Source organism: Thermosipho melanesiensis BI429 (assembly GCF_000016905.1).
GTDB classification, from domain to species: Bacteria; Thermotogota; Thermotogae; order Thermotogales; family Fervidobacteriaceae; genus Thermosipho; species Thermosipho melanesiensis.
Genome location: NC_009616.1, coordinates 229,424 through 247,731 on the forward strand (window position 1 = coordinate 229,424; position 18,308 = coordinate 247,731).

Consider the following 18,308-nt stretch of genomic DNA (forward strand, 5'->3'; position numbering starts at 1 on the left):
TTAATTCACCCCCGAAAAAATGAAAAAGAAAAATGCCAGTAATCTAAAAATAGCCACACCTTTCCTTTTTTCATAATTTAAATTCATAAAATTAGAAAGAATAAAACTTGGAAAAAATGCAAGTCTTGAATCAATAGAAATGTGAAAACGTATATTGATTAAAAATATTATATATACAAACATCGGCACAAAAGAATAAAACCATAATCTAGATAACTCACTAAAAAGAAAAGCTTTTCCTTTCAAAGAGGCAATAATGCTAAAAATGAAAAAATACATAATGAAAAAGCTTATCACATATCCTGAAAGGGTAAATTTATTTACGTGCAACACAAAAGAAGAAAATATATAAACTAAAACAAGTTCTAAAAATATCAAAATGTTCCTAATCATATTTTACAACTCCATACCTTTTCAATATTTCTTCTTCAATCTTGTTTAACTTTTCTATCGATAAGCTATTCCCTTTCAAAGCATTATAAAGCACTTCTCCAAAGGTAAAATTACTTTTCCCACTTCTAATATGTGGAATATAATAAAAAATAAATTTATCATAAATCAAGGCTTCCGAAAAACTTTTCCCCCACCAAAAGAGCTTTTCAAAATATTCTTTTTTATAATCTACCCTAAAAACCCTAAAATAATATTCCACATTGTCCATCTTTTCTCTATTTTCCAACAAAAAAGGGGAAGAACCATAAATTAAATTTTCCGATAGAATCTTTTGAATTATCAATCTATCTTTAAAATCTTTCACATGCTTTGCAAAAGGATTAACAAATATAACGGACGGAGGAGATTGTATTTCCACAATCTCCTTATTTAAATTTTTAATTATCAAAAAGGAAGTTAAAATCACAATATTAATCACCATAATCAAAAAAGCTATAAATATTATTCTCATTTTCCCTCAAGCAAATATTCTAAAGCTCTCTTTATATATGGATCGTTTGTATCAACTTCCGTAAATTCTTTTGTATAATCAACCACTACTCGTTCGTGCTCTACTTTGGTTGCATCACCAGTCACAAAAATATTTGGTTCAATACCAACTTTATGTATATCATTTCCACTTGGTGTTTTGTAATGTGCTATTGTAATGTAAACCATTCCACCATTACTCAATGGAAATCCTTGTTGTACTGAGCCTTTTCCAAATGTCCTCTCACCTATAATAACCGCTCTGTTGTTCTCTTTGAGTGCACCCGTGACAATCTCAGAAGCAGATGCAGAACCACCATTTACCAAAATAACCACAGGAACATTTTGAAAATTATTTCCTTTACTCACATACCGCTCCACCTGACCAACTCTAGGTTCAACTGTTACTATTAACTTTCCACTTTCCAAAAACATACTTGCAACATCTATAGCACTATCTAAATAACCACCAGGATTATCCCTTAAATCAAAAATCAACGCAGTTACCCCTTTATCATATATCTTTTGTAACGCTTCTTCCAACTTTTTGGAAGATGGTTGATTAAACTGGGTAAGTCTAACATAACCTATTCTACCCATTTCTGTTTCAACAAATCCATATTTTACAGGTGTAATTTTGATTATTTCCCTTTTAATTTTAAATTCTAAGATTTCATCATTTCTCAACACGGTAAGTTTTACGATTGTACCAGGCTCTCCTCTCATCATATTCACTGCATCAAGGTATGAAATATCCTTTACAGGTGTCCCATCAATACTTATTATTAAATCCCCCGCCTTTAGTCCAGCCTTCCATGCAGGTGTTCCATACATTGGGCTAATAATCTTGATCGCCCTTGCATCTGGATCATACGTAACTTCTATACCAAGTCCACCATATTCACCTTTATTTTCAATTTCCCTTTCCTTAAACAACTCAACGTTATAGTAATAACTAAAATCATCTCCTAACCCTTTTATCAAACCGTCAATACCATAATCTATTACTTTATTTACATCTACATTATCCATATCGTAATAATAGTTTAAGATATAGTAAAGAGTTTCCGCAAGTGGTGTTAGATGCTCCTGAAACGTTTTCTCAGTTGCTCCACTTAAAAATATAGATGTCAAAAAAACTCCAAACAAAATAAAAGACGTAATAATGTAGTTTTTCTTATTCATCAGAAACACCTCCTATTTTTCTCAAAACCTTTGTCGCAAAAACCAGATATGTAGTATGTGCTACCATTCTATCAAATGGTCTTAGTCTTTCCGGATTTGGTTTAAACCGTCGCATTAAATTTTCCCATACCTCAACATCTATAAACGGATAATCGTACAGTTTTTCTAAAACTTGCTGTACTTGATTGGTAGTAGGACAAATAATTCCTATCTTTCCTCCACCCTTTAACGCTTGCCAACATTTCTCAATGTAATTATCGGGATCAGGTACATCTAAAAGTAATGCATCCACATTCGTTTCGTCAAATCCTTGAGAGATATCCCTTAGTTTCAATTCTACAAAATCATTTAATCCCCAATTTTCCAAGTTTTTCTTTGCAAGATTATAAAAATCTTCCCTTCTCTCATAACCATAAACTTTACCTTCTTTTCCCACAACTCTTGCAAACGCCCCACACATTGCACCACTACCCACACCAGTATCAATAACCTCGCTTCCAGGTTTTACATCAAGTTTAAACAAAATATATGATGCATCCTTTGGATAAATTATTTGGGTTCTCCTTTTCATATTAAATATCAAGTCAATAAACGTCGGTGGTAAAATATAAAACGCCCTCTGCTTCTTTCCAAAGAAAATCAAATCCCCATACTCTTTCCCAATTAAATCATCCATATTCACATGCCCCAAATGCGTTCCTTTCTTTTTGCCCTTTTCAACAGTAATGATTATCTTACTTCCATCTTCTCCATAAAGTAAAACTTTATCTCCCTCTCTGATCAAAATATTGCCTCCTTTAGAAATGATATCCAAACTCAACAGGAATCGCCTGTATTTTATCATTTCCAATGTATAAAACTGAGTAAGAAAAGGAAAGGAAAAAGTTATTAAAATAATACCTAATACCCGCTAAAACCATATATCCAATTGAATCAAAGGAAAATTGAAAAAGTGCTCCACCTTTTCCGTAAATTACAAACTTTCCAAATGATGTCTCTCTAGAATACTTTCCATAATTTGTAAAAGTAAAATTATCATGAAGATACTGAAATGAAAAACCAAATTCAGTATCATTGTTAACTGATATTGGCAAATCAACACTCACTGAGTAAAAGCTACTTGTACCATCAATCGTAAAATTCCAACCTCCATATATTTCAAAAGCAAATGAAACAATCGAAATAAATAAAATTATCAACGTCCATTTTTTCATATTTTATCCTCCTAACTCTTGTTTTAATTGATTTAATTTTTCCAAATCAATGTACAACCGTTCCAAGGTTTTATTTCCAACTTTAATTTCCAATGGTTTTTCAGTTATCGTAGGAATATCTTTTATTCTAACGCTAAATCTACCTAATGCATCAATTAGCTTTGCAAAAGAAGGACTAGTTAAAGTAGTTTCAGGTCTAAGCATCTTTAAAACTCCATCAAATGAAAAATAATCAAATAACTTTAATCCTCTCGTTGTTAAATACTTCAAAAGCTCTCCAAAATTTTCGTATCTTTTTCCATATTTTTCAGACAATTTAACAATCTTAACAGAATCCAAAACGCTGTAATAACTATAGACTACATCTAGTGAAAACATTTCCTTTAAAACTTCCAACGATAAAACGGGACTTGAGAAGTTTATTTCCTTTTTCAATTCTGAATTATATACATGATTTTTTAACTTTATTACATTTACTGTTCTCATGCTGCCATTAATTACTATATAATATCCTTCATTGTTATCTTTATCAATAAACAGATATTGACTTTTTACATCTTCACCAAACTCTGGACTATTTTTTATTGAAGATATCTTCCAAAAGAAAAGCCCAAAAATAGATAAAACGAATACAATAACCAAAACTGTAATCCAAACCCCAAAAACATTCCTTCTTCTCCTTCTTCTCATAATAAACCTCCTTTTCTTTTTCTTATCAAATAATTCCAACATTCAATACTTTCATTTAATATTAGTAAGTTCCTTGAAAGTGCATATATCAGCTTATTCTTCATAACCTCAAAAAAAGCCATATCTAAATCCTTGAAAGCAATTTCCCTTAAATACGACACGTTTGGATAATTTCTAGTCTCCTCCAATGAATCTGCAAGAAACAATAATTTTCCATACACACCAAAGTCTTTAAATCCTGATGTATGATATCTTATAGCATCTAAAATATCATCATCACTTATATTAAACTTTAATCTTACATATTCTGCTGCTAACTTTCCATGTAGCAAAATAGGAAACTCTCTATCTTCAGGTGTTACTTTCAAACCAAATACATTTGCCATTCTTACCAATCTATCTTCAGAAAAATCCCTAAATAAATCATGAGCGTATCCTAAAAACTGTGCAACTGTTGTGTCTAAACCATGAACTTTTGCCAAAGTTTCTGCAAACTTAGCAGTTCCCACAATATGTTTCATTCTATCTTTTCCTACAAATAAATCCACAATTTTTTTTATTTTATCCAATTTTTTTTTCGTTATCAATCATACACCTCCTTGTAAACATTTTCAACAGAAAAATTTCTTTCTAAATACTCAATAATTGATTCCTGAGTTCTAAATGCCGAAGATTTATTCAAACTAACAAATGAGATTCCTATTGTCATTAACTCCTTTGAATTTTGATTTTCATATTCAATTATAGAAACATTATATTTTTTTCTTATATCATTTAAAAGTCTTTTAACAATAGAACGTTTTTCCTTTAACGAAAATACTCCAAACAATCTAATATCAACCTCTAAAAAACTTACAGGCATATTACAACTCCTCTATTGTAAAATTATCATTGGTATATATACAAATTTCACTTGCAATTCTAATTGATTCCAATGCAATTTCCTTTGCAGATAAATTTGTATGTTTTAAAAGAGCTCTACCTGCCGCAATGGCATATGGCGAACCTGAGCCTATAGATGCTATATCATCTTCAGGTTGTATCACTTCACCTGTTCCCGAAATTATAAACGTATATTTTTTATCCGCTACCAAAAGCAAAGCTTCTAATCTTCTTAACACCCTATCTGTTCTCCAATCTTTTGCAAGTTCAACAGCTGATTTTAATAAATTGCCCCCCCATTCTCTGTATTTTGCTTCAAATCTGTCAAAAAGTGCCATTGCATCTGCAACCGAACCAGCAAAACCCGCTAAAACATTACCTTCTCCCATTTTTCTAACCTTCTTTGCATTACCCTTCATTATGGTATTTCCATATGTAACCTGGCCGTCTGAAACCATCACAACAGAATCATTTTTTCTAACACAAACTACTGTAGTTGATCTCCATTTCATAACTTCACCTCCAAACCCGCCTTCTTTAATCTATTCATAACCGAAAAAAGTATACCTCTCTCTTCTAATTTCTCAACATATGCAATTTGAAAGTCCATTTTATCTATTTGTCTTAATAATCTAAAAAGATTTTGTGCAATTGTATATGGATTTTCCAAACTTCCTAATACTACAACCATATCACCTGGATAAAATCTTTTATGTTCTTTTGGACATAATATTACGCCCTTTTCTTTATGCGCAATTTCAATTATTTTTTTTCTATTTTTTCTTTCAAAAATATACACTGGTTTTTCTGGAGCATAATGCCGATATTTCATTCCAGGTGCTTTAGGTGTCTCAACTGTCTTTGCATTCTTTACAAAATCGGGTATGATAACCTCTCCAAATAGTTCGTGTAATTTTTCAATGGTAATAGGTCCAGGCCTTAAGATAATGGGAATATCCCCTGAAAGGTCTATAATAGTAGACTCTATTCCAAATGGGGTATTCCCAGCATCTATTATACACTCTATCTTTCCAAACAAATCTTCAATAACAGCTGATGCATCGGTAGGACTGGGTTTTCCTGAAAGATTTGCACTTGGTGCAGCAATAGGCCCTGCATATTCACAAAGCTTTCTAGCAACAGGATGCGCAGGTATTCTAACACCAACTGTATTAAGACTCGCTGTAACATTTTTCGGAAAACTAGCTTTCTTTCTTATAACAAATGTAATTGGTCCAGGAGTTATCTGTTCAATGACTTTACGATATTTTTCATTTACCTCTCCTATTTCATACAAAGTATCAACAAAAGCCACATGAACAATTAATGGATTGTCTTTTGCTCTACCCTTAACCTTAAATATCTTATCAACTGCTTCACCGTTGGAAGCACTGGCCCCAAGCCCATAGACAGTTTCCGTTGGAAATGCAACTAATCCTCCAGATTTAATAACCTTACACGGATATGAAATATCTATATCAGATAATGTCTTTATTTTTAATATCTTAGTCTCCACTCTCTCTCCTCCATAAAAAATTAAAAACCTCCATATACTCTTTTGTTAACTTTTTGGAAATATAACATATCTCATAATTCTCATTCAAGCCTTTTCTTGTAAAGTTAGCTGACCCCAAAAACACGTAATCATCAACTATTACAAACTTATGATGCAACATCCTATCCTTTATTATTTTAATATTCCTAATGGGAAAGTTAAAAAGTCCATATCTTTCAAACCAATTATCGGTGATTATTTTTACATCAACACCTTTAGATTCCTTAAATTTTAACATGGCAAAAATTTTTTGATTTGTAAATGCATAAACACATGCATATATTTTCCTTTTTGCACTCATTAACAACTTTAAAAGTTCACTTTCCACATCATCATAACCTACTATCAAAAAATTTTCTATAGAAACCACTCTTCCATCGTTCCAAAGATTTAGAAAAAGCTTTTTAAAATCTCTTGAATAATTATCAAAGATAACAATATCATTAAAACCCGTTACCAAACCACTTTCTGTAAAATTTGCAGAACCAAACAACATTCCATTATCATTTACCATAAATTTTGCATGATGCAAAGTATATTCATAATCCTTAAGCACCGAACATTTCAAAGAAGAATTTGGAACTTCCAAAATTACTCTTACGTCTATTCCTTTTTTGAAAAGTTTGTTAATCTTTTCCACAATTTCAATTTTATCAATACTATATGAAGAAATATACAAAAAACTCTTAGATTTTTCCATAAAATCCAAAACTACATATGTTAAATCTTCAAATTCAGTAAAATAAGCTGAAAAACAAATAATTGCTAAAAATAAAAAAACAATACTACTTATTTTCATCCTCGCCAACCTTTAGCAATGCAAGAAATGCTTCCTGTGGTATAGAAACACTTCCAATCTCTCTTAACCTTTTCTTACCTTCCTTTTGTTTTTGTAAAAGCTTCATTTTTCTTGTAACATCTCCCCCGTAACATTTTGCAAGCACATCTTTTCTCAAAGCCTTAATTGTCGATCGTGCTATTATTCTTCCGCCCGCTCTTGCTTGAACAGGTATCTCAAATTGATGTTGCGGAATTAATTCTGCTAGTTTATCAACCAATTTTCTCGCCATTGCATATGCCTTATTTTTATGTGCAATTATCGATAATGCATCAACTGGTTCTTTATTCACCAATATCGTTATTTTAACAAGTTCACTTTTTCTATACCCTATCATTTCATAATCCATGGAAGCATATCCCCTACTCGATGCCTTCATTTTATCAAAAAAGTCAAAAATTATCTCCGCAAGTGGAACTTCAAAATTCAATACAACTCTTTCAAAACCAGCATTCTCAGTACTTGTCATAATTCCACGTTTTTCATTTTGAACTAAATTCATTAACTTTCCCAAATACTCTGGAGGAGTTATTATAGAAAGTTTTACATATGGTTCGTAGACTTCTTGAATCATGGACTCATCTGGGAATTTAGCAGGATCGTTAACAATAACTTCTTCTCCATTCTTTAAAATTACCTTGTATTCAACATTTGGTGCTGTTAAAATTACAGTCATCTCAAACTCTCTTTCTAACCTTTCTCTTACCACATCCATATGCAAAAGCCCCAAAAAACCACACCTAAAGCCAAAACCCAAAGCAGGTGAATGATCTGGATAAAAGGTCAAAGAAGAATCATTTAACTTTAACTTTTCCAAAGCTTTTCTCAACTCCTCGTAATATTCCGGCACACCGGGATACATACCTGCAAAAACCATTGGCTTTATTTCTTTATATCCAGGTAATGGTTCTTCAACAGGATCAGTAGCATTTGTTATAGTATCACCAATTTTTGCCAATGATACCTCCTTTATCCCTGCAATAATGTATCCAATATCACCTGCTTTTAGTTTTTCTATAGGCGTCATATCTGGTGTAAATACACCAGTTTCAACAACTTCGTATACTTGTTTGTTTGAATAAGTCATTATTTTATCTCCAGGTTTTATTTCACCATTAAATACCCTTACATACGTGATAACTCCTCGATATTTATCGTATTTTGCATCAAAAATAAGTGCAGAAAGCTTTTCATTTTCTGTTCCTTTTGGAGAAGGTACTCTTCCTATTATTGCTTCCAAAACATCTTCCACTCCAATTCCCTCTTTAGCACTTACTTTTAAAATCTCCTCACTGGAAATACCAATTAGATCTTCTATTTCAAGCTCCGTTTCTGGTATATTGGCATTTGGAAGATCTATCTTATTAATCACCGGAATTATTTCCAAATTATGTTCAATCGCCTTATACGCATTTGCAACAGTTTGGGCTTGTACTCCTTGTGAAGCATCCACAAGTAGTATGACACCTTCAACTGCTGCAAGACTTCTATCAACTTCGTACGTAAAATCCACATGTCCTGGGGTATCAACTATATTAATTTCATAAACTTTTCCATTCTTTTTGGATTTATAAAATACCCTTAAAGGATGGGATTTTATGGTAATTCCCCTTTCCCTTTCTATATCCATACTATCCAAAAATTGCTCTCTCATCTTGCGTTTTTCCACTGCACCAGTAATTTCCAAAATTCTATCACTTAACGTAGTCTTCCCATGATCTATATGTGCAATAATACTTATGTTTCTAACATTCTTCACAATTTCCCTCCTTTAATTGCATAACAAGTTGCTTAAAATATTCTCCACGTTCTTCAAAATTTTTAAACGCATCAAAACTTGCACCACCTGGACTCAGCATAATAACATCCCCTCTAGAAGCCATTGAAAACAATTGATTTACCGCTTGATTTATCGTATCAACTTTAAAATATCTAACACCATCAAGATAAGGCTCTATCTCATCTGCTATTGGACCTACTAATGCCAAAATCTTTACCTTTTCTTTAATTATCTTTGCAAGTAATGTATAATCTTCATTCTTACCTATTCCCGCCATTATTAAATGTAATTTATCATCAAAATTTTCAATAGCACGGATTACGGCAATTGCATTTGTAGCTTTAGAATCGTTGAAAAATTTCACTCCGTTTATTTCCGTAACATACTCCATTCTGTGCGGTAATTTTTCAAAATCTTCCAAAAACTCCCATTTAAATTCATAACCCATGGTTTCCAAAATAGTCTTTGCAGCAGCCACATTTTCTACTGTTTGCCTATATCTAAGATGTATAGGTAATTTTTCAATTGAAAAGTCGAATCTAAATGGTACTTTCTTGGCACTTACTTTATATAAATTCTTTCTTATATACTCATCGTTTGGATTGTATACAAAAACATCATCTTTACTTTGAAAAGATGCAATTTTAAATTTTGAAGAAACATAATGCTCCATATCAGGATGCCAATTTAGATGATTAGGATATATATTCAAAATCGAAGAAATATTTGGTTTAAACCTTTTTGACCAAAACAACTGAAAACTACTTATCTCTAAAACCAAATAATTTGCCCTTAAATTATCGTTTAAAAGTTTTGCAATTGGAATCCCAATATTTCCTGCTAGTAATGCCCTTACTTTTTTATTTAACAAATGATAAATTAAAGACACAGTAGTGCTCTTCCCCACAGAACCTGTAACTGCTATAACAAAAGGAGTCCAACCGATTTTTTCAAATTCTCTCTGACAAAAGGAGATCTCCGTATCTATCTCAATACTCCGTCTTTTCGCCTCTTTTATTATTTCATTTTCAAAATGTACACCGGGACTAACCAAAATAATATCACATTCAAGTGCTTTTTCCGTATGTCCATTTTCTTCAAATTGCACACCATTTTCCAATAACAACTTTTTATCAGAAGAAGCTAATTTTTTCCCCTCACTTACAAAAACTTCATGCCCATTTTTCACAAGATATTTAAAAATTTCTTTGTTACTTAATCCAAAACCCAACAAAGTAAACTTCAAAACAAATCACCCCTACTTTATTTTAACATATATAAAAATTTCTTCATTTCTTCCAAACAAATCTTATGTAATTTTTCCCTCTTTTCTTTCTTTCCCATCTTCACATCCACCAATCCAAAGTTAGCATACATAGGCTTTAATTGCTTGGAAGTTGTTATATAGTTTAACAATGCACCGAGCATTGTCTTCGTAGGAAGTGCAACAAGTTCTTTTTTCTCCAAAAATCTCAAAATATTTATTCCTACAAAAATTCCAGTAGCTGCTGATTCAACATACCCTTCCACACCTGTAATTTGCCCAGCAAAAAACAAATTTTGAAATTTTTTATGTCTCAAAAACTCATCCAACACTTTCGGTGAATCAATATACGTATTTCTATGCATCACACCATACCTTAAAATTTCAGCGTTTTCAAGCCCTGGAATAAGTCTTATTATTCTCTTTTGCTGAGGCCATTTCAATCTAGTTTGAAAACCAACTAAATTATACATATTCCCATTTTCATCTTCTTTTCTTAATTGAATAATTGCATATGGCATTTTTCCTGTCCTTGGATCAATCAAACCAACGGGTCTTAGTGGGCCAAACAACAAGGATTTTTCTCCACTTTTGGCTATCTCCTCAATTGGTTGGCACCTTTCAAAAAGCAGCTTCCTGTCAAAGTCCTCCATTTCTATTTTCTCAGCATTTATTAATTCTTTGTAGAATCTTTCGTATTCTTCCTTTGTCATAGGACAATTTATATAATCACTTGTTCCTTTGCCATATCTATCCGCAAAAAAGCACTTGTTAAAATCTATACTATCTCCAGAAATAATTGGAGCAACCGCATCAAAAAAATTTAAAAAACCTCCAGTTAAATTCGAAAGCCAATTTGCAAATTCTCCATCTGTTGTAGGTCCAGTTGCTACCACCCATATTTCATCTTCTTTTAAATCTATACTCTTTATTTCTTCACGAATAACTTCCACATTATCAAATGATAAAATATGCTCGGTAATACACTGAGAAAATTTATCTCTATCCACCGCCAATGCCTTCCCCGCAGGAACTCTACATCGGTATGCACATTTTAAAACTAGTGAATCTAGTATATTCATTTCTGCTTTAAGTATTCCTTCAGCATTGTTCAAACTTTCAGATTTTAAAGAATTACTACATACCAATTCCCCAAAATTGGGATTTTTATGCACAGTAGAAAATTTCTTTGGCTTTTGCTCAAAAATCCTTACCTTCACTCCTGTATTCAAAAGCTTCCACGCAACCTCTACTCCAGCCAATCCAGCACCAATAATGTTAACAATCAAAACATTCACCTTCCTTAATTAAACAACCATTTTTTGCTTCAAAAAATGTCATCTTTCTTTTCCCGGGAAACTGTATATACCTTACCTTCACAGAACCATTTTCACACGATATTAATGCTCCTTCCTTATCGATACTAATTATCTTACCTATTTCTCTTGAACTATTCTCCAAAACAGAAAACACACCAAATAATTTTACAATCTTTCTTTTAAACAACACTCTTACTCCTGGAAGAGGATCATATGCACGGATTTTATTTTTTACAAAAGTCACATCTTTTGAAAAATCAAGTTTTAAATCTTCTTTCGTAATTTTTGGAGCAAATGATACTTTTCCTTCTTGTGGGATAAGCTCAATGGGATAGTTATTCAAAAATTCTATCAAAGCCTTTTTCCCTAAATCCAAAAGTTTTTCATACAACTCCCCAAAAGTTTCAAATTCCCCAACTTCTACTTCTTTTTTCAAAGCAATTGGGCCATCATCCATTCCCTCTCCTATTTTGAAAATCGTAATTCCCGTTCTCTTTTCACCATTTTCTAAAACTCTTTGAATAGGTGCTGCACCTCTATAACTTGGTAAAAGAGAAGCATGTACATTGTAAAATTCCAGTGTATTTAAAAATGGCGGTTTAAGCAATTTTCCATATGCAACAACTATTCCTATGTCGGGTTTAAGATTCTCAATTATTTTCAATCCCTCTTTATTTAATTTTTTTGGTTGAAAAACAGGTATATTGTACTTTAATGCAACTTCCTTAACAGGAGTGGGAAGAATTTTCTTTCCTCTTCCCTTTGGTTTATCTGGCTGTGAAATTACAGCTACAACGTCAAATCCATTTTTCATTAAAAATTCAAGATGAACACTTGCAAAATCAGGTGTTCCTAAAAACAATATCCTCATACTATTCCTCCTTTTCAATAAAAAAGGATGCTATTTGCATCCTTTAAATGTTTCAAACAATTCTAAAAATTCTTCGTTTTCCAACTCTTGAGGTCTTTTTTTTAAATCAAACTTTGAAAAACATTCTATTCTTGTAAACCTCTTCAAATTGTTTTGTAATGTTTTACGTTTTGCACCAAAACATTTTGACACAAAATCCCAAAACTCCTTTATATCATATTTAAAATCTTCAGTTTTTTCAAACTCTAAAACAACACTATCCACTTTTGGTCGAGGCACAAAATTTCCTTTTGACACATCAAAAACTTTTCTTACCATTGTATAACTTTGAACAACAACGGACAAAAAATTTCTGTCTGCCCCCGGTGGTAAAAGAAGTCTATCACCAACTTCCTTTTGAACCATTAAAACCGCCTTTGAAAAATCGGAAAATAATATTTTCTTTAAAATCATACCAGTAATGGAATACGGTATATTTGCAACTACTTTAAACCCTTTTGGTAAGACCGAAACATCAAATTTCAAAAAATCTACAAAAATTATCTCAATGTTATCGTACTTGTTAAATCTTTCCAATATGGGTTTTAACCTTTTATCGATTTCAACGGCAATGATTTTTGCACCTGTTAAAACTAAAAATTCCGTTAATGTTCCTGCACCTGGACCAATTTCTAAAACAACATCATTTTCATTTATATCTGCCCTTTCCACAATTTTTTTAGCTATATGGGTATTGGTTAAAAAATTTTGACCTAAACCTTTTAACAACTTTACATTATATTCTTTCAAAAAATCCGAAACCTTCAATCTATCAACTCCACAGTTACATAACCTGGATACTCTATTTCTAAAATTTTTCCTTCTTTATATTTTATCCTTATCCTTTCATTCCTAAAAACTAATTCAAAAGTATCTCCTTTTTTCTTCAATGTAGCTTCACCAACTGCGTAACCTGTTTTTGATGGATTAAAAAGAAGTTGTGGAACTACAACTTTAAAATATGGAGCTGGGAATTCCAACAATCTTTTTAAATGCGAAAGCACAAAATTATTATCTAAAATAATTAAATCGCGCGAATTCAAAGAATAGGTATATGAACTTTGCAACGTTTCAAACACAAAATTTGCAACCTTTCCATCGTAATTCCCAACAATTTGCCCCGTATAACTCCCATCTACGGTAAATGAAACGGTATAATTCTCAAATAAATTTTCATTGAAAACAGTGGTAGAATCAATTGTGTATAAAACACCGTAATCTATCTCTGTTTTAGTAGTAAAAATATTGTTATTTTCAAATAACACAGATGTTCCAAGTAATGTGTCTCCTATCTTAATACTGTAAATCTCTGCAAAAGTAAAAATCGAAAACAAAACAATAAAAATCACCAAAAGCTTTTTCATCTCTTTCACCTCTAAATAGAAATTATATTACTAACACAAATTGCGGTAATGGCATTCAAATTTTTCTCTGGATAAACTCCATTCCCTGTCTTAAACTTTAAACTTACCGGACACTTAACAAGCTTTTCCAAACTTTTAGTTATCTCATCCCTAAAACTTCCCAATCTAAAATCGGTTATCACCACGCAGTCAATATTTTCAGGAAAATACCCTTTTCGATTTATAGCTTTCACAACTTCTTGTAACATATACACACTACTTATTCCTTCAGGAACCTTTGATTCTGGAAACAACACCCCTATATCCTTTTTCAAAGAAACTCCCAGCAAAGAATCTATTATACTATGAATAACTACATCTCCATCGGAGTGTCCTTTTAATCCAAAGGTGGAATCTATTTCAACTCCACCTAATACTAACTTTCTTTCTTTAATAATTTTGTGAGTATCCCATCCAACACCACTTAAATATCTCGGTTTTGCCTTTTTCGTAAGACGCATTAATCTATTAGTTACCCTTTTCTCCTCAAAAAAGTTCATATTTCTATATTTTTCAAAGAGTTGTTCTGTAACATCTGTCAAAATTCTAGAATAATCATGCAACTTAATAAATTTATAAAGTAGTTCGTATTCGATCGCTACATCTTTTCCAGAAAGAGAAATTAAATACACATCATCTACGGAAAAATTCAAAAGAATCTGACCAATAACAGATGCTAATTTTACTCCCGTTCCAAGCACTTTTAAACCTAAAATTTTAAACCATTTCTCATATCTATGTCTAAAAGCACTTTTTGGAGCATAAAGAAGTACTCCCAAAACCTCTCCATTTTCCTCACAAATAATTGAATTTTCCATTAAAAATGGTGGTATAGAAAAAAGCAATGCCTTTTTAATAACTTCAAAGGCATTTTTCTTAAAAAGATAGTCAAAAAAATCCTTTTTTTCTTCGTATATGAACTTTGCACATATTTCGTAGTTTTTTCTATTTATTCTTGTAAAATTCATCTTTCACCTCTATAATATCCTTAGAAAGTATAGTATGATAATTAACAACCCTGAAAACATCATAGTTGTAATAAATGCCCAAAAAATTTCAGAACCAGAAGGAATATTCAAATTTGACGGTTTAACAACTTTAATTCTTTCTTTTGCTTCTATTTTTTCTTTGTTTTTTTCCTTCTCGAAAATAACCTTTTCATCAAAAAGAATTTTAAATGTAGGACTAATCACAAATTTTCCATAAATTTCGTTTCCTAAATCAATTTTGCACAAATAAAGCAAACCCTTTTTCGTGGGAATCAACTCCTTTGAAATTATCTTCCCTTGAAATGGTAATACCCTACCATCTTCTAAAAAATTCTTAGGAAACGTATTTTTTAGTTTTTCCTCTAATTTTCCAAATTCGACAGGAACAACATAAATTGTATCGCCTATATCAAAATTTATTATTGACTCTCCATTTATCGGATCAATTACAGGAAAAAACTCTGGTAAAAACTTCAAATCAGAACGCTCGTAAATAGTCTTTATAATATTTTCTTCAAAATCTTCCTTTAAATCAATAACATTATACGCCGAATATTCCTCAAGTGTCAATCCTTCGGCAACTATTTCTAAATCAGACTTTGGTGACCATTCTTCTAAAATATTTCCCAAAATAACTTTCATCAATTCCACATCGTTTTCTTTTACAGCAGCGGTTAATTCTATTCCCAACGCTATTTTGCCCCTCTTGTTAAAGACTGTATTCAAAAAAGAATTAAAAGATAATGTCAAATCCTCAACAACTGAATCACGGAGTAATTCTTCTTTTAAGGTTTCAAAATTTTCCTTAAAATCAATGATTTTATCTTCTAAATTTACCTCATCTATTTTTTCGGCAAATCTTAGTGGAACCATCAAAAAATCAAACTCTGGAACGTTATTTACTTTCCCAAACAAATATCCTAAAAACACCTCTGCAGTTGCCTTACTTCTTCCTCTAACCTTCACAAAATAAAGATCCATTTAAAACCCTCCTATATGTATTCACCAGATGTTAAACTTTTACTAACTATTTTATCAATTCCAACCACACAATTTTTTCCAATTTTTACCTTATCTTCAATTACACTATCCATACCTATAACAGATATTTCAGAATTGTATACTCTACTATTCAATTTATTTTCAACAAATTCACCAACACCTATCTTAACTTCATTTCCAATTACAACATTTTCCGCAATTATTGCGTTTTCTATAAAACAATTATTACCTATCCTAACCCTTGACATCACAACCGAATTCTTTATTATAACTCCTTCACCAACTTCGACTCCTTGTGCAAGTACAGAGTTATATACTTCTCCATATATTTCACATCCCTCACTTATTAAGGAATTTTTTACTCTTGCATCATCTGAAATATATGCGGGAGGCATTTCCTCAGAATGTGTATATATTTTCCAATTCTCGTCGTGAATATTAAAAGGTGGAATGGGTCTTGTAAGTTCTAAATTAGATTCCCAATATGAATAAATTGTTCCTACATCTTTCCAATAACCCTCAAAAGGAAATGCATATACACGTTTGGTATTTATAATTTTAGGAATAATATCTTTTCCAAAATCATGCGTGCTATTTTCATCCTTTGCATCTTCCATTAACACTTCTCTAATAAAATTCCATTGAAAAACGTAAATACCTAAAGATGCGAGGGTTGATTTTGGAAATTTCGGTTTTTCTTGAAATTCAATTATCCTATTCTCAAGGTCAGTTACCATAATCCCAAATCTATTTGCTTCAGAAAGTGGAACTTCCATACAAGCAACTGTTCCCAATGCACTTTTAGCCACATGATAATCCACAAGTTCATTGTAATCCATGGAATATATATGATCTCCTGATAAAATAACAACATAATCTGGACTATAGCTATCCACAAATTCAATATTACTGTAAACCGCATCAGCCGTCCCCTTGTACCATACTCCAACCTTTTCTGTTGAATACGGCTGTAAAATCGTTACACCACCATCTTTCCTATCCAGATCCCATGGCTTCCCAATACCTATATGCCTATTCAACAAATGAGGTTTATATTGAGTCAAAACACCAATTTTGTAGATACCTGAATTAACACAGTTACTCATGGTAAAATCAATCAACCTGTATTTCCCTCCAAACTGAACAGCTGGTTTGGCTATTTTTTCCGTCAACACCCCTAATCTAGTCCCTTGACCACCTGCTAAAATCAAAGCAACAACATTTTTCACAAGTTTCACCCCTAAATCGTCGTTCTCTTTTCTAAAATTACAGGTTCAAACTCTCCAGTAACGTTTTGTCCTTCCCTTATTAAACAATCTTTATCGATAATTGCATTTTTTACAACAGCACCCTCTTCAATTACTGTTCCTTGCATTATTATTGAATTTTCCACCCGTGCCCCCGCCTTAATTATAACCCCTCTAAAAACTACTGAATTTTTCACATTTCCAGAAATAATACATCCATCTGCAATAATTGCATTTTGTATTTTGGCATTTGATGTAAATTTCGCTGGAGGAAAATCCTTTAATTTTGTATATACCTTACCATTTTTGTAAAAAAGCTCTTCTCTTACTTCTCTTTTAAATACCATGTCCATATTTATTTTAAAATATTCATTTATTCCCTTTTTTATATTCCTCCAATATCCCTTAAAATCATAAGCATAAACATTTAGTTCGCTAATCCTCGGAAGTATTACATCAAGTAAAAGATCATTTCCACCACTTGGAACTGTTGAATATAACAACTCCATTAAAAGGTGTTTGTTCATAAAGTAAACACCTAAAAACGCCTTATTAGTTGGGGGATTTTCCACTTTTTCGTAAAATTCTATTATTCTCATATCATCATTAATTACAACATTTCCATATTCACTCATGTTATATGAATCATCTAAATCTTTTGTAACTAAGGTTATATCAGCACCCTTCGAAAAATGATACAAAAATAAGTCATTATAGTTCATCTTATATATATGATCACCTGAACCTATTAACACATAGTCTTCTTCTCCACGTCTTAAAATGGTCATATTTTGAAAAATTGCATCAGCTGTCCCTTTGTACCAATATTCTCCAGAAAATCCAATATACGGTTGTAGGATAAAAAGCCCACCCTTTTTTCTATCTAAATCCCATTCCTTTCCAGAACCAAGATGATCCATTAAACTTCTTGGATTGTACTGAGTTAATACCCCAACCTTTATTATACCCGAATTTACCATATTACTTAACGTAAAATCAATTGCACGATATTTCCCACCTATTGGCAAAGCCGCGCTTGCCCTTTTGTACACAAGAGGACCTAATTTCTCACTTTTTCCTCCTGCAAGAATTAACCCCAAAACTTTCAA

The 18,308-nt window shown here is 31.8% G+C and carries 21 protein-coding genes; all 21 read right to left on the reverse strand.

Annotation, left to right across the window (positions count from 1 at the left end):
* The 21 genes from TMEL_RS01185 to glgD are packed head-to-tail and all read right to left on the reverse strand — an operon-like array spanning window position 1 to window position 18,308.
* A complete protein-coding gene (locus TMEL_RS01185) occupies window positions 1–393 on the reverse strand; it encodes a hypothetical protein (RefSeq protein WP_012056457.1) in 393 nt (130 codons plus the stop codon).
* Window positions 386–904: a hypothetical protein gene (locus TMEL_RS01190; protein WP_012056458.1), complete on the reverse strand. Its 519-nt coding sequence runs from the start codon at window positions 902–904 to the stop codon at window positions 386–388. The genes TMEL_RS01185 and TMEL_RS01190 overlap by 8 nt, the downstream gene beginning before the upstream one ends.
* The gene (locus TMEL_RS01195) at window positions 901–2,106 is read right to left on the reverse strand and encodes a S41 family peptidase (RefSeq protein WP_012056459.1); all 1,206 of its coding nucleotides are present in this window, start codon (window positions 2,104–2,106) and stop codon (window positions 901–903) included. The genes TMEL_RS01190 and TMEL_RS01195 overlap by 4 nt, the downstream gene beginning before the upstream one ends.
* Window positions 2,099–2,890 (reverse strand): tRNA (adenine-N1)-methyltransferase, encoded by a 792-nt coding sequence (locus TMEL_RS01200; protein ID WP_012056460.1) that lies wholly within the window; start codon window positions 2,888–2,890, stop codon window positions 2,099–2,101. Before TMEL_RS01200 ends, TMEL_RS01195 begins: the two co-directional genes overlap by 8 nt.
* Before the next feature lie 13 nt (window positions 2,891–2,903).
* Window positions 2,904–3,320, reverse strand: coding sequence for a hypothetical protein (locus TMEL_RS01205; protein WP_012056461.1), 417 nt, complete (start codon window positions 3,318–3,320; stop codon window positions 2,904–2,906).
* Window positions 3,321–3,323: 3 nt separating this feature from the next.
* A complete protein-coding gene (locus TMEL_RS01210; RefSeq protein WP_012056462.1) occupies window positions 3,324–4,010 on the reverse strand; it encodes a hypothetical protein in 687 nt (228 codons plus the stop codon).
* Window positions 4,007–4,597 (reverse strand): bis(5'-nucleosyl)-tetraphosphatase (symmetrical) YqeK, encoded by a 591-nt coding sequence (gene yqeK, locus TMEL_RS01215; RefSeq protein ID WP_012056463.1) that lies wholly within the window; start codon window positions 4,595–4,597, stop codon window positions 4,007–4,009. The genes TMEL_RS01210 and yqeK overlap by 4 nt, the downstream gene beginning before the upstream one ends.
* On the reverse strand, window positions 4,594–4,872 hold the full coding sequence (locus TMEL_RS01220; RefSeq protein ID WP_012056464.1) for a DUF503 domain-containing protein: 279 nt from the start codon (window positions 4,870–4,872) through the stop codon (window positions 4,594–4,596). The genes yqeK and TMEL_RS01220 overlap by 4 nt, the downstream gene beginning before the upstream one ends.
* A 1-nt stretch (window position 4,873) precedes the next feature.
* Window positions 4,874–5,404 (reverse strand): ATP-dependent protease subunit HslV, encoded by a 531-nt coding sequence (gene hslV / locus TMEL_RS01225; RefSeq protein WP_012056465.1) that lies wholly within the window; start codon window positions 5,402–5,404, stop codon window positions 4,874–4,876.
* Window positions 5,401–6,408, reverse strand: coding sequence for an L-threonylcarbamoyladenylate synthase (locus TMEL_RS01230; RefSeq protein WP_012056466.1), 1,008 nt, complete (start codon window positions 6,406–6,408; stop codon window positions 5,401–5,403). The genes hslV and TMEL_RS01230 overlap by 4 nt, the downstream gene beginning before the upstream one ends.
* Complete coding sequence (locus tag TMEL_RS01235; RefSeq protein ID WP_012056467.1) at window positions 6,398–7,246, reverse strand: phospholipase D-like domain-containing protein; 849 nt, start codon at window positions 7,244–7,246, stop codon at window positions 6,398–6,400. Before TMEL_RS01235 ends, TMEL_RS01230 begins: the two co-directional genes overlap by 11 nt.
* A complete protein-coding gene (gene lepA, locus TMEL_RS01240) occupies window positions 7,233–9,044 on the reverse strand; it encodes a translation elongation factor 4 (RefSeq protein ID WP_012056468.1) in 1,812 nt (603 codons plus the stop codon). The genes TMEL_RS01235 and lepA overlap by 14 nt, the downstream gene beginning before the upstream one ends.
* Window positions 9,031–10,311: a UDP-N-acetylmuramoyl-L-alanine--D-glutamate ligase gene (gene murD / locus TMEL_RS01245; protein ID WP_012056469.1), complete on the reverse strand. Its 1,281-nt coding sequence runs from the start codon at window positions 10,309–10,311 to the stop codon at window positions 9,031–9,033. The genes lepA and murD overlap by 14 nt, the downstream gene beginning before the upstream one ends.
* A gap of 17 nt (window positions 10,312–10,328) precedes the next feature.
* Window positions 10,329–11,618: a methylenetetrahydrofolate--tRNA-(uracil(54)-C(5))-methyltransferase (FADH(2)-oxidizing) TrmFO gene (gene trmFO / locus TMEL_RS01250; protein ID WP_012056470.1), complete on the reverse strand. Its 1,290-nt coding sequence runs from the start codon at window positions 11,616–11,618 to the stop codon at window positions 10,329–10,331.
* The gene (gene fmt, locus TMEL_RS01255) at window positions 11,608–12,519 is read right to left on the reverse strand and encodes a methionyl-tRNA formyltransferase (RefSeq protein WP_012056471.1); all 912 of its coding nucleotides are present in this window, start codon (window positions 12,517–12,519) and stop codon (window positions 11,608–11,610) included. Before fmt ends, trmFO begins: the two co-directional genes overlap by 11 nt.
* 30 nt (window positions 12,520–12,549) lie before the next feature.
* Window positions 12,550–13,326, reverse strand: a complete 777-nt coding sequence (gene rsmA, locus TMEL_RS01260; RefSeq protein ID WP_012056472.1) for a 16S rRNA (adenine(1518)-N(6)/adenine(1519)-N(6))-dimethyltransferase RsmA — start codon at window positions 13,324–13,326, stop codon at window positions 12,550–12,552.
* On the reverse strand, window positions 13,323–13,922 hold the full coding sequence (locus TMEL_RS01265) for a hypothetical protein (RefSeq protein ID WP_012056473.1): 600 nt from the start codon (window positions 13,920–13,922) through the stop codon (window positions 13,323–13,325). The genes rsmA and TMEL_RS01265 overlap by 4 nt, the downstream gene beginning before the upstream one ends.
* Window positions 13,923–13,933: 11 nt before the next feature.
* Window positions 13,934–14,929, reverse strand: coding sequence for a 2-C-methyl-D-erythritol 2,4-cyclodiphosphate synthase (locus TMEL_RS01270; protein WP_012056474.1), 996 nt, complete (start codon window positions 14,927–14,929; stop codon window positions 13,934–13,936).
* 9 nt (window positions 14,930–14,938) lie between these two features.
* Window positions 14,939–15,931, reverse strand: coding sequence for a DUF4899 domain-containing protein (locus TMEL_RS01275; RefSeq protein ID WP_012056475.1), 993 nt, complete (start codon window positions 15,929–15,931; stop codon window positions 14,939–14,941).
* Between the two features lie 11 nt (window positions 15,932–15,942).
* Window positions 15,943–17,181, reverse strand: a complete 1,239-nt coding sequence (locus tag TMEL_RS01280) for a glucose-1-phosphate adenylyltransferase (RefSeq protein ID WP_012056476.1) — start codon at window positions 17,179–17,181, stop codon at window positions 15,943–15,945.
* A gap of 11 nt (window positions 17,182–17,192) precedes the next feature.
* Window positions 17,193–18,308 carry a glucose-1-phosphate adenylyltransferase subunit GlgD gene (glgD, locus tag TMEL_RS01285; protein ID WP_012056477.1) on the reverse strand — a complete coding sequence of 372 codons (1,116 nt, stop codon included), beginning with the start codon at window positions 18,306–18,308 and terminating at the stop codon, window positions 17,193–17,195.